The organism is Legionella gratiana (assembly GCF_001467695.1).
Classification (GTDB): Bacteria; Pseudomonadota; Gammaproteobacteria; order Legionellales; family Legionellaceae; genus Legionella; species Legionella gratiana.
On the sequence record NZ_LNYE01000020.1, the window covers coordinates 353,604 to 365,701 of the forward strand.

Here is a 12,098-nt window from a genome sequence, read left to right on the forward strand (position 1 = left end):
TATGAAAATCAGCGCACCATCTGAAGAAAATTTGTATAATATTAAAAACTGGGGTGAGGGGTACTTCAGTATTAACGCCAAAGGAAACATAGAAATTAGTAAGTCTCCAGGCAAACCTGGTGTTGAACTGCAAGCTATCGTCAATGAAGCAAGCAGAGCAGGATTGCACTTACCCTTACTTATTCGTAGTCCAGATATTTTACATGATCGGGTACATCGTATTTATGAAGCTTTTGCCCAGGCTAAAGAGGAAAATGAATATACTGGGAATTATAAGCTTGTTTATCCCATTAAAGTAAACCAAGAACAAAGCGTGGTTAGGGAACTATTAAAATCACCCCGTCACACTATAGGTCTAGAGGCGGGTTCAAAACCTGAACTCATGGCAGTCATTGGTATGCTCAGTAATCATCAGCACAGCACGATAGTCTGTAACGGCTATAAGGACAGCTATTACATACGCACTGCATTAATTGCCCAACAAATGGGGCATAAAGTCTTTATCGTTGTCGAAAAAATCTCTGAGCTTGCTATTATTTTAAAAGAATCTGCCCGCCTAAAAATAAAACCAACTCTTGGCGTTCGTATTCGCTTAATCAGTAAAAGCGCAGGAAAATGGGAACATACGGGCGGGGTCAAATCGAAGTTTGGCCTCAATGCAAAACAAGTTCTTGAGTTAATCAATCAATTAAAAACCCATGATATGCTTGACTGTCTTCAGCTCATGCATTGTCATCTGGGTTCACAAATCGCCAATATTCATGATATTCGTCATTGCATGCAAGAAGTTTCCCGCTACTATGTCGAATTACGCCAATTGAATGCACCAATAGACACTATTGATGTGGGTGGTGGGCTCAGCGTGGATTATGAAGGAACGCACTCTAATCATGGCTGTTCGATGAACTACAGTTTACATGAATATGCCACTCACATTCTTTTAGCGATTCAATATTTATGCCAGGAATACAATGTTCCTGAGCCTAATATTATTTCTGAATCAGGTCGAGCGCTAACAGCGCATCATGCTGTCTTAATTGCCGATATTAGCGATATAGAAATGATCCATAAGATGCCTACTCTTCCGGAGATTACGAGTGAGGACTCACATGTGATTCGCGATATTTATGATACGTATCAATCAATTACCGATAGCTCACCTATAGAAATCTACAATTATGCAGAACACTCCTTAAATGAAGCTCATTCTTTGTTTAAACATGGAGTAATTAGTTTGCAAGAGAAAGCTAAAGTTGAGGCATTCTATACAAATATTTGCATGGAACTCAAAGAGCGACTTAATCTAGAAATTCCTACAGAAGAGGCTTTATTAGCAAAAATCAATGAAGATATGGCAGTTAAAGTTTTCTGCAATATTTCATTTTTCCAATCCATTCCAGATGCCTGGGCTATAGGACAAATTTTTCCTATAGCGCCTATTTCTCAGCTTACAAAAACCCCATCTATGCACAGCGTATTACAAGATTTAACCTGTGATTCAGACGGTACTATTAAAGAGTACTTAGGAAGCTCTTGTGTGAATTCCACTTTAATGCTTCCTCTTTATGACACTAGTAATCCTTATTCCTTAGGTTTCTTTCTTGTAGGCGCTTATCAGGAGATATTAGGCAATCTGCATAATTTATTTGGTGACACCAATTCCTTGGATGTCAAACTCTTTGATGATGGGCAATTTGAACTGAATGATTTAGTCAGTGGCGATACAGTAACTAATGTACTTAATCTTGCTCATTTTGATACTAAAAAATTGGTTCAATCCTATGAGAAACAACTCATTCATGCAGAATTATCCAAAGAAAAAACGCTACTCTATTTAAATGAATTAAGAAGTATTTTTTCTCAATTAACTTATTTAGATGAAAACATTCGGAGAAGATAAGATGACACCAAAACAAAGTGGCTTTTTTATGCCCGCTGAATGGTATCCACATGAACGATGCTGGATGGCTTGGCCTTGTCACCTTGAAACCTGGTCTAAAATAGGGTTACAAAAAGCACGCATAGCTTATGCACGCGTTGCGCAAGCCATAGCACAATATGAACCCGTTACTATGCTTGTTAATCCAGGAGATGAAGAATCCGCTAAAGACTTATGCGGGGATAGTATTAATTTATTTTCTCTTCCTATCAATGACTCCTGGACTAGGGACACGGGTCCCACCTTTTTGTTACATCCAGAGCATCACTTAGCGGGGGTAGATTGGATTCATAATGCATGGGGAGGAAATTATCAGGATTGCGCACTCGATAATCAAATTGCGTCCACAATTATAAGGCAAACTCATGCTTTGTCTTTTCGTGCCCCTTTGGTTATGGAAGGTGGATCTTTTCATGTCGATGGAGAGGGAACTATTCTGACTTCTCGTGAATGTTTACTTAATGAAAATCGTAATCCACAATTGAGCCAACAACAAATTGAAAATTATCTGTATGATTTTCTTGGAGGACAAAAAATCATATGGCTCAATAAAGGGTTACTGGGTGATGAAACAGACGGCCATATTGATGAGATCGCTTGTTTTATTGCGCCGGGCAAAGTGTTATGTCTTATGACACAGGATAAAGAAGATCCTAATTATGTAAATTTACATGAGAATTTTGAAATTCTTAAAACCACAACCGATGCAAAAGGGCGCAAGCTTGAAGTCTATACGGTAGAACAACCACCCGCTACTTATCTTAACGGCGAACGACTCACTTTATCCTATATTAATTTTTATTTAGCAAATAAAGGAATAGTGATGCCTGCATTTGGATATGAAAAGCAGGATAAAGCAGCATATGAGTTGTTCACTCAGCTATTCCCTAATTATCAGATTACTCAAATTGATGCGTTGGATGTATTTGCGGGAGGCGGTGGAATTCACTGTATAACGCAACAACAACCTAAGACAATGTCTTCTACTCTTTGAGATATTTCTTACATTCTGTTGCTCTATTCACGCAATGACAACAGCAGTGAAAAGGCTATACTGTATTTCATAGGGATGACACGGATTTGTCTGACAGGATGTCAACTAAGGGACCAGCACATAGGATGTGCTTCGCTGCAAGGATGCAGCACCGCTTAATATATCTTATTCTCCGTAACAAAGCACTACGCCCTTCACTTTGATTTGGTGAAGGGCTATCCGATTGAATGAAACAAATAGTTCTGTCGAACTCACGTTAATTAGGTACTCGAACCATAGACCGTACCATTAGGACCAGCAGTTTGACCACCACTTGAACCGAACATTGTTGTGCCAGTAACTCCTAAAACGGAAGGCAGAAACAATAAAGCCGCAGCGATAAAAACTAACGCAATTGGAGTTCCTATAGGAATTTGGGTGGGGTTATCTTTATGCTGTTTAAATTTCATAATTGCACCAATAGAAAACGCCAACCCTGCCAAATAGGAACCTGCGGTTATTAGTTTGGTCAGATTTGTAAATGATGATGTAATTTGTGATGCCATACCTCCCACGCTCATATCACCACCTGCAGCTGCACTTTGACTTACTAAAGCCAATACGCCCATGCAAGCAATGCTAACAAACCAATTTTTATAACTTACTTTACTCTGCTTCACTTTTTTCTCCTCAACTTAATCTTCATAAGTTTATTTACACCAATATAGTCAAATTTATGACTAATTTGTGCATAATTACATCATAACTCTCTAATATTAATTCATCATTATGTTTTTATTCCATTCACGAATGCAGAATTCTTTAGCACACTAATTGTGCGAATTGGTTGTTCATTGAAAAATGGTTAGAGGGATAAACTTTCTTTGATATCCATAGGCTCACGGAATTCATTCAATATATGCTTTTTTAGTACCTTTATAGCTCGATGATAGCGACAACTACTGTAACTTTTGAATAAACATTATTTTAGTCCAACAAATAAACTTTGTTATGTAATTCATTGGAATTATTAGAAGTAGCAGGAAAATGTTTTGCTAGCAATGCTCCCATTTCTAAAATTGCTTTTTTCAATCCGTACGCTAATTGATTTTTCTTAATGTCATGAATCACCAAATTTTTGATATGTTGCCAATCTTCTTGTGATAATTTTTCACTGATGGCGGTATCTCCTTGTACACAAACAATGTGTTCAAATAGAGATATATAGATCACCACACCGGTACTCGTGGGTGTTTTTGCAACGTGTAAATTAAAGAACGCTTGATGTGCAGCACGGGTTACCTCCTGCTGCATTTCTTTTTGCGAAATAAAAAATAATTTCAAATGGGGAATTAGTTCCGCAAAAAACAATCCTAAAATAAAAGAAGCCATTTCTGTAAATAAAAAAATGGGTAAACCAACTGAGAGAATATGATCGTCACTCCACGTAGAGCCAGGCTTCATTTCGGTCATACACCATAATGCGGCAAAAGCAATTAAAGAAAAAACAAACCCTACCATCATATTTGCATGGTGATAATTAGCAGAACAAGTAGCAATCACAGGAACAATTTCACCACTGGTGTTGTGTTCAGCATTAGTAATTGCCGCTTCTAATTCTTGAATTTGCTCGGCAGTTAATGAATGACTGGCCTTTTTCATCTCTTACTCCTTAATTATTATGAACCTATCATCACCAAGATCCTGTTGAACCACCACCGCCTGAAGATCCTCCACCAAACCCACCGCCGCTCCCACCTGCTTTAGCAGCAGCCCACAACAGATAGCCTATGAACGTAGCCAATATGATGATTAAGGCCCATCCCCATCCCCTTCGACCATTTTTAAATAATGAAACAATAACAGCAGTAATTAAAATGACACTGCCAATCATTAACGGCCAAGCCCACCAAGGTTGTTTTGGTAAGGGAATGCTTTGACCTCTAACGAGGGCAGCTAACCCACGCACACCTTCTGAAATACCTAAAGCATAATCATTATTTTTAAAATTAGGAATAATCAGATTTTGCATAATGTCTCTTGCTTCATTATCGTAACGATGATCATAGGCTTTCCCTAATTCAATACGCGCTTTTCGATCGCCTTTTGAAACCAACAATAAAATACCGTAGTTACGATCTGGTGAACCAATACCCCAGTTATTAAATAATTCTGATGCATATTGTTCGATGCTCACCCCTGAAGCCTCATAGTTAGCAAGAGAAGGAATGGTCACTACATAAATTGGAATGCGTTGTTCATTCCATACCTGAAAAATCAGCTCATTAATTTGTTTTGTTGTAGTGGGATCAATAAGATTTGCCTCATCAACGATGAAGCTATCACTCGCTGGCTTATTAGGAAAATTCATCGCAAAAACAGATGTCGTGATCACTAAAGAAAGCATAATAAACAATAATTTCTGCCAAGCCTGATAGTATTTTAACATCACGACTTTCTCCCTGTGAGCACACTGATATTATTATAGCATGTAGCATTTAATAATGATTAAATAGGGTGGTGAATTAGAAAACACTTAATTCAATGCGGTGATTCTTTGAAATATAATTAGCAAGTTGATCCACTACCCCATCACCCCAAACTGATAAAGTAATTTTATTGCTTATATATTCTCCAATTCGCCAGTATATCTTCGGTTGTTAGGTGGGCAATTGGGTCAAATAAATATTTTTAAAAGTCTAAAAATCAGCCTGATTAATACCTGAAGAAACGCCCCCTAATGAGAGAAACTTCTGTTTATTAGAAATAACTTATCCTAGAAAAACTACTATGCTAGTATCAAGGACTACGTCGTCTAACTATCTGAATTAAATATGGAAGATTCAATAATTAATAAAATTATTCAACAAGAAAAAAAACTCTTAGACAAAACGGACTCTTTATCAATTTTGGTCGATCTAATTGATGACGAGTTTATTGAAATCGGAAGTAGCGCAACTGAGTACAATAAAACAGCGGTAGTAGACTGGCTTAAAAGCAACGATCAATCTGAACGGACAGGTTCTTCTTTCAAAGCACATCAGCTTTCTGAAGACATGATTTTACTAATCTATATTAGTTCCATTAAAGATACACCTATTTCTGAAACTAAATACGCTACCAGATCATCTATTTGGCGTTTAAGAGATAACCGATGGCGTATGATTTTTCATCAGGGAACGCCTATTAAATAATCTTATCTATCACCAATAAAACTCAGAAAATGCAAGCAAATTTATCTCTGTTTGAAAGATACAAGGAGTAATAAATAAATGGATTTGCTCTTTCACGAAAATAACAAAATCTTGAAGGCAAAAAAACGACAGGATCGGGTATCCTATAAGCCTCAATTTTGACCTATTTTATAGGTTTGATTTATGAGAGGATATTGATGTTCGGGCCGATTCGTCGAAGAAAAAAATCGAAAAAATGAGGAAAAATATCCTGTTCTATTTTTACCTGAAGATTTTATCTCCGCGTTATCTTTTGTTTCTACCTCTAGATTATTATTTGTATCTAATTTGTGAAGATTATAAGCCATCATGATTTCAGGAACATAATTAGCATGTTTTTTTTCAGTTAAAAACGTAGTATATAGATGCTCAAACATATGGTGATTAGGATGAGAGAAAAAATAATCACGGTAATTATCATCCGATATTTCGTATCCAGTTAACTCGTACAAACTAAATTTTGTAAAAGGAATTTTCTTATCCTTTATTTTTTTATCTTTAAAAATAAACAGGGATGAGTGTTCTGTATCCAGAGATGTTATGTATTTTTTGGCAGGAGGATTTTTTTCCTGGTTAAAAATATAGGAAAAATAATTGCCGATGCCTATGTAAAGATTTGTTTTTAAATCAGCCGCAGGCCCTGTTGAATACATAATTAAACAATCATTATTGTGATTTAGCAACTTAGGGATTGAATCAAATAACGCTATATTTTTTACATAGTGATGAATATTAGTAAAATTACATAAAGTTAAACAGGCATTATATTGTCTGAGCAATTCAGCCAATTTATTACATGCGAATGGATCTCCCAAATCAAGCTCAATTTGTAAGATCGAAAGCTCTTGCAGAGCCCTTTTGCATTTTAAAAAATTTTTGACGCTGTGTAAAAAGTGATAATTTAAGAGAGATTGTGCCGGATAGTTTGCATTATTAAATACCCGTTTCAAATTATCTTTCGACATATTTATTAACTGAAAATCTGATGACTTATCTTGCCACTGGCCTCGATATAATGGATTGTTACTTTGTGCATACCTATCTATAAATTGTGCTGGCGAATCTGACTGCTTTAAACAATTTAACATAAACTTCAGATGCTTATGCTGACTTGGTTCTATATCTGCCAACAAAATCAAATCGGCCACGCCTGTTAATGCCGGTAACATCGAAATAAAGTTTGATTCACCAAATAACAAAGCCACTTTTATCTGCTGAGTATTTTGTGTTTGAATCCGCTTTAATTTTCTCATGACATTTCTATAACCCATCTCATTACAAAAAGGATAAAGATCGAATTGTTTTGTATCAAAATGAATAGGAAATTTTTGTGCAATAGCAGAAAGTAAACTGTTGCTGCGATTCAAGATCGATTCATTCAACGAATTTATATTAAACGTCTCATAATTAGCTAAAGGTTTCAACATATAGAACATGTCATCCAAAAGCACAATTCTAGACCATAAAGATAATAATAAGTACTGTCATAAAAGCACAGTTACGAAAATAATGATGAAAATATTCAAGAAGACATATACCCGCTAAAAGATAATTATTAATTCAACAGAAATAAATGAGCTTAATACCCTGAAGCCACAAAATAAAGTTTTTGAAAAACAAATAACCTTAGCTTTTTTAATCTATAAAGAAAAAACTCAAGCTAGAACAATCGCTCTTAGTGTACCTGCAAATGCAGAAGGTAAGCTTGCACTTTGTCCTGGAGTAGGGATATAAGAAAGAGCTGGTTCTACATAAATATTAGTGATTAGTTTTGCCTGATAGTAAATTTGATACATCAATTCGGTCGGCCGATTAGTACTGCGTTGGTTCAGCCATGCTAAAGAAAAACCAAATCCTATTGAATCAGCTTCTCGATTGGCAATCATTCCAAATGCCGTTAAACCTGCGCCAATAGATTTGCTCATGGATAAAGCACTTGAATTATTAATACTCAATTGGTAAAAAGCTGAAATTCCGCTAATATCATATCCAGGATGACGATACCATAAACGTTGTGATCCGAATAAATAAGCGCCTGTTGCTCCTGTTTCGATAAGATTATGCTGCCGAATAAGTCCTGTTTGATGCCATATTCCTATTCCAGAGGTTCCAGGCAAATGTTTTTTTCCTAAAATCCAGGCCCCACCTGTTTCAGCAACTTGGAAATAGTTTCCATTAAATGTTGGCCCAGACAAACCGGTTTGTTTGCCACTGGCTAAATTACCATCATAAATACCATAAGCCAGATACCATTGCTTCATTGGTGTAAAATTCAAGGTTAATCCATAAGCAGAGTTCGTATAACCGGGCATAACTCCATCTACAGCGGGATTGATAAAAATTGGGGTATAAATCAAACTGGTTACGGCAGGGATATTAGGTTCACCGGCACTCAGAGGAACAGGCTTGATTACGTTATTAAAATCAAGCGTGGTAATTGTTTTTCCAATACGTACAAACAACTTATCATCAAAAAGTGCTTGTCGATACCAAAGCGCGTAAAGTTCCGAACGATTAAAAGGAGGAACATCAGGTAACGAGTTATATCCTTGAAAAAGTCCGGCTTGTGCATTAGTATTTTGTGCATTTTGTTGTAAAAATTGAGCGCTAAATAAACCTCCCCTCCATCCATTAAATTGTTCCATTTCAACAGTTAAATCAAGCAATAATACACTGTTTGAAGTGACACGTTTTGCATTAGGTATACCGCCAGAAAATAAATCGTTAGTATCTCCGATCCAGGCTCCTTGGATCATAATTCCATGATTATTTTCAATGCCAAGTTTTTTCTCAATATAACGTTGAATTGTGCCTGTTCCAGTAGGTACATTAATAGCCGCAGGGTTGGAACTGATACTTGTAGTTCTTGGATTGTTTATAGGTGCTGATTTTTTGGATCCAGACTTGATTGGCTCTGCACATACGCTATGAGTTGTACCAATTAGAATAAACAAAAAGATACGATTTATCATTTTCTTTGCGTTCCTAGACAATAATCTCGGCAAAGACGGTCCATTGCAAAATGTTTTTAAATATCGATCAACTGTTTAGCAGCCTGATCCAGCCATAAGCCTCTTATGTACCAGTTGATTTTGGTTCACAACATAGGTTTTATTGGAGATAATATCTACCCAGTTTGTAAAAAGGTCCGGTTCATGGTTACCACTTGACCATACTACTAATCTAAAGTACCGTGCGTTTTTAGGCGAAGTTAACTGAATTTTCCCTTTTTGAGTAAGCATCGTTAAAGAATTTGAATTTAATGTTGAGTCATGAAGAATACCCTTATTTTCTTTCTGTACTTCCTTAACTGAAACCGCCCATTGCACTGCAATTTTGCCTAACTTACCCTTTTCGGGGTAATATGTTTTATTATCAAGTACAATGCCATCTGCAAAAACAACAAAAGTCATGAAGTTTAAGCATAAATAAACTAAGATCTTTTTCATTATTTCACCCACTGGTTATTGAATAATTTTACCTTCTTGAGGCTCACAGATTGCATTTTCATCGATCTTCGTTGTTGTTAGAGGAAACGTACCTGCAGAAGAAAGTGTAGTTGTCTTCTCAAGATTTTTGACTGATTCTTTAGGAATATGTACCGCCACATTTTTGATAACATTGACTGCCTCAGGAATATCGAAATCACCTACCATACTTAAAAATTGATAACTTTCTTGGGGTGAGAACCCTTGAGTGCGCACTAAAAATTCAATGGCATTCTTAGAAGCAAGCTGCATAGCTTCCAACAGATCCTCATTCAATCCCATCACGATCCATTCCTTCGAATTCTCGACAATTGGCCAAGTGAATAAACTGTTGCCATTTCGTTTCGTTTTGTCAAATACTCCTTCAGCTTTTAGATCTTTCCTTACAATGAATTGCAGCGTGATTCCTTCATAAGAAGTTTCAAGTGCAGTGACATCAATTTCACCATTACTTTGCATCGCATGGGAGTCACCGGTCCAGACTAAAGCACCTTTTTGAAAAACTGGCAAATAAAGAATGGAGCCAACCTGTAAGCTTGGTTGATCTAAATTGCCTCCAAAAGGACCTGGCGGAACAGAATTAAACTGCCCTGGAACAGGTTGGCCCATATGTGCTTCTAAATTTACAGGCCAGCCATCAGGCCAATCGCTTGGAGGGGCTACTGCAATAATTCCCGGAAACGGCTTTAGATGCAAGCATACACCCTTTGTGAATTCGGTGGTGGTTTTTTCTTTATTATATTTAAAGTACATAATTCTTGGTTGGATAAATTCTGATAAAATTCCTTGTGTAGGACTTAAAAAATTATATCCAAAATCATTTAATTTTATGTCTAATATCCGAATCTCCAACACATCTCCTGGCTCAGCGTCTTCAATATAAACAGGACCGGTTAAACTATGCATACCACGTCTTTTTTGGATGTCATATTTTGTATAAAATTTTGCAAGTTCAGCAGGTGTTGTTTTATTAAAAACCATTTCATGCAAACAACTGTTCCAAGTTTCTAAAGACACAGAATCTCCAGAACGAACTTTAATTACAGGTTGCTTATCCAAAGTAAAGAGACCTAGAGTCACCGTGTCTTTTGTTGCTGGTACTCTGTACGTTTCCGCTGACACAGTGGAAAAAATGGTCATTGAGATTAATAAAGGGAAGATTTGGAGTTTGTTTAGCATTTCTAGTCCTTAAGAATGGCTAAAATTAGAAAACATCAAACTATAGTTTTAATATAAATGTCATAAAAAATCAAATAGTTGCGCCCTACCTTTGCAACTCTCAATAAGCCTAAATTTTGTGACTATTCTTCAGGGATTGTCCGCAGGATCCAGAGATCCCAACCCTGAAGCTCGGATTAAGATTATGATAGTTCAAAATCAGATTAGGGAGTTAACTGAGCTTCTTTTATTTCCTCTTCACTAAATTCTCTAACATAATTTCCTTTAAAATCAGTAAATACTCCACTAAAGTACCCTTCAAATTTACGTGGATGAAATAAAGTTCCTGCCCTTAAATGACTTTTAGCAACCACTTCTTGGACCTTTGGGCAGGGCTTTTTCGACAGAGGCTTACCTGATTCAAGTTCCAGACGTTTTTCATTTAATACAGTAAGAATTTCATTGGCTGCGTTATCTAACATTAATTGTTGTTCTGCATTTCCTTCTCTATGTTCATTGTTAATATAAACATCTGCTCCTGTAGCACTATTAGCGGTATATTTTAAGAATCCAGGCCCAACGTATTTTTTTTCCTGTTTTATACTGTCAATTCGGATTCGACCGCGTTGTTCTATATCACGTTTAATCCGTCGCTCAATAACATCCGTATAATTTTCAGTAGCAATATTTACTGTGACTACTGGCAATTCTGATACTCCGTATTTTTTATAAAAATATTGAGCAAATATACCTTCCATAATAATCACATCGGTTGGATGAACTGTTTCTTCACCATTTCTAAGGTTTGACTTGAAATCAAAAAGTGGTTTTTTAATTGACTTTCCATGGTTCAATTCAGCGATATGTTCTTGCAATAAATCCAAATGAAGCATGTCTGGTGTATCAAAATTTGTATTTTTTCGATAGTCCTCGAGATTCCTTCCTTCAGGTATCTCATGGTAATAATCATCCATATTTAATAGTTGCGCACTTATCCCATCTTTTTGCAACTTAGCGAGAAGTTGGTGGGATAAACCTGTTTTTCCAGAACCAGATGCACCACCAATAATTACAAAAAGCATATTAAACCTCGTATAAAGATAACAAAGATAACAAAAGATGCGGATTATATAGTTATATAATTAGATGCAGCAAATAAAAGCAGGGAATTCTTTATTAAATCACATTAAATCATTATTAAGCTTTATTAGTTCTTGATTGAACTTAAACTTAAGAAAGAGTTTTGGTACACAGTAATGAACTCTTGAGCATAGAAATCACACCCAAGAGTTTTTACTTTTTGTGGA

General features: G+C 36.2%; 11 protein-coding genes. 3 read left to right on the forward strand and 8 right to left on the reverse strand.

The genetic code is table 11. The features are described from left to right. Position 1 precedes the first annotated feature (1 nt). Both speA and Lgra_RS06370 read left to right on the forward strand, forming a co-directional pair. Positions 2–1,900, forward strand: a complete 1,899-nt coding sequence (gene speA / locus Lgra_RS06365; protein WP_058498421.1) for a biosynthetic arginine decarboxylase — start codon at positions 2–4, stop codon at positions 1,898–1,900. Between the two features lies 1 nt (position 1,901). After that, on the forward strand, positions 1,902–2,933 hold the full coding sequence (locus Lgra_RS06370) for an agmatine deiminase family protein (RefSeq protein WP_058498422.1): 1,032 nt from the start codon (positions 1,902–1,904) through the stop codon (positions 2,931–2,933). A 260-nt stretch (positions 2,934–3,193) separates the two neighbouring features. Here Lgra_RS06370 and Lgra_RS06375 read toward each other — a convergent pair whose 3' ends face one another. From Lgra_RS06375 to Lgra_RS06385, 3 genes are all read right to left on the reverse strand, one after another. Continuing rightward, positions 3,194–3,541, reverse strand: coding sequence for a hypothetical protein (locus Lgra_RS06375; protein ID WP_058498714.1), 348 nt, complete (start codon positions 3,539–3,541; stop codon positions 3,194–3,196). 358 nt (positions 3,542–3,899) lie between these two features. Continuing rightward, positions 3,900–4,574 carry a TPM domain-containing protein gene (locus Lgra_RS06380; protein WP_058498423.1) on the reverse strand — a complete coding sequence of 225 codons (675 nt, stop codon included), beginning with the start codon at positions 4,572–4,574 and terminating at the stop codon, positions 3,900–3,902. A 31-nt stretch (positions 4,575–4,605) separates the two neighbouring features. Further along, positions 4,606–5,361 (reverse strand): TPM domain-containing protein, encoded by a 756-nt coding sequence (locus Lgra_RS06385; protein WP_058498424.1) that lies wholly within the window; start codon positions 5,359–5,361, stop codon positions 4,606–4,608. Between the two features lie 385 nt (positions 5,362–5,746). Here Lgra_RS06385 and Lgra_RS06390 point away from each other — a divergent pair, with 385 nt between their 5' ends. Continuing rightward, the gene (locus Lgra_RS06390) at positions 5,747–6,106 is read left to right on the forward strand and encodes a nuclear transport factor 2 family protein (protein WP_058498425.1); all 360 of its coding nucleotides are present in this window, start codon (positions 5,747–5,749) and stop codon (positions 6,104–6,106) included. A gap of 152 nt (positions 6,107–6,258) precedes the next feature. On the opposite strand, the gene Lgra_RS06395 is transcribed toward Lgra_RS06390, so the two are convergent. From Lgra_RS06395 to Lgra_RS06415, 5 genes are all read right to left on the reverse strand, one after another. Further along, positions 6,259–7,572, reverse strand: coding sequence for a hypothetical protein (locus Lgra_RS06395; RefSeq protein ID WP_058498426.1), 1,314 nt, complete (start codon positions 7,570–7,572; stop codon positions 6,259–6,261). A 228-nt stretch (positions 7,573–7,800) separates the two neighbouring features. Further along, on the reverse strand, positions 7,801–9,117 hold the full coding sequence (locus Lgra_RS06400) for a carbohydrate porin (protein WP_058498427.1): 1,317 nt from the start codon (positions 9,115–9,117) through the stop codon (positions 7,801–7,803). Positions 9,118–9,192: 75 nt separating this feature from the next. After that, entirely contained in the window at positions 9,193–9,594 is a 402-nt protein-coding gene (locus Lgra_RS06405) for a hypothetical protein (protein WP_058498428.1), read from the reverse strand. A gap of 15 nt (positions 9,595–9,609) precedes the next feature. Beyond that, positions 9,610–10,812: an acetamidase/formamidase family protein gene (locus Lgra_RS06410; RefSeq protein ID WP_058498429.1), complete on the reverse strand. Its 1,203-nt coding sequence runs from the start codon at positions 10,810–10,812 to the stop codon at positions 9,610–9,612. Between the two features lie 203 nt (positions 10,813–11,015). Beyond that, on the reverse strand, positions 11,016–11,873 hold the full coding sequence (locus Lgra_RS06415; RefSeq protein ID WP_058498430.1) for a uridine kinase family protein: 858 nt from the start codon (positions 11,871–11,873) through the stop codon (positions 11,016–11,018). Positions 11,874–12,098 lie beyond the last annotated feature (225 nt).

Coding starts and splice junctions, on each gene's coding strand:
- Lgra_RS06395 (WP_058498426.1), bottom strand. CDS start 7,572: ATGTTGAAACCTTTAGCTAATTATGAGACGTTTAATATAAATTCGTTG.
- speA (WP_058498421.1), top strand. CDS start 2: ATGAAAATCAGCGCACCATCTGAAGAAAATTTGTATAATATTAAAAAC.
- Lgra_RS06385 (WP_058498424.1), bottom strand. CDS start 5,361: ATGTTAAAATACTATCAGGCTTGGCAGAAATTATTGTTTATTATGCTT.
- Lgra_RS06415 (WP_058498430.1), bottom strand. CDS start 11,873: ATGCTTTTTGTAATTATTGGTGGTGCATCTGGTTCTGGAAAAACAGGT.
- Lgra_RS06370 (WP_058498422.1), top strand. CDS start 1,902: ATGACACCAAAACAAAGTGGCTTTTTTATGCCCGCTGAATGGTATCCA.
- Lgra_RS06390 (WP_058498425.1), top strand. CDS start 5,747: ATGGAAGATTCAATAATTAATAAAATTATTCAACAAGAAAAAAAACTC.
- Lgra_RS06400 (WP_058498427.1), bottom strand. CDS start 9,117: ATGATAAATCGTATCTTTTTGTTTATTCTAATTGGTACAACTCATAGC.
- Lgra_RS06405 (WP_058498428.1), bottom strand. CDS start 9,594: ATGAAAAAGATCTTAGTTTATTTATGCTTAAACTTCATGACTTTTGTT.
- Lgra_RS06380 (WP_058498423.1), bottom strand. CDS start 4,574: ATGAAAAAGGCCAGTCATTCATTAACTGCCGAGCAAATTCAAGAATTA.
- Lgra_RS06375 (WP_058498714.1), bottom strand. CDS start 3,541: ATGGGCGTATTGGCTTTAGTAAGTCAAAGTGCAGCTGCAGGTGGTGAT.
- Lgra_RS06410 (WP_058498429.1), bottom strand. CDS start 10,812: ATGCTAAACAAACTCCAAATCTTCCCTTTATTAATCTCAATGACCATT.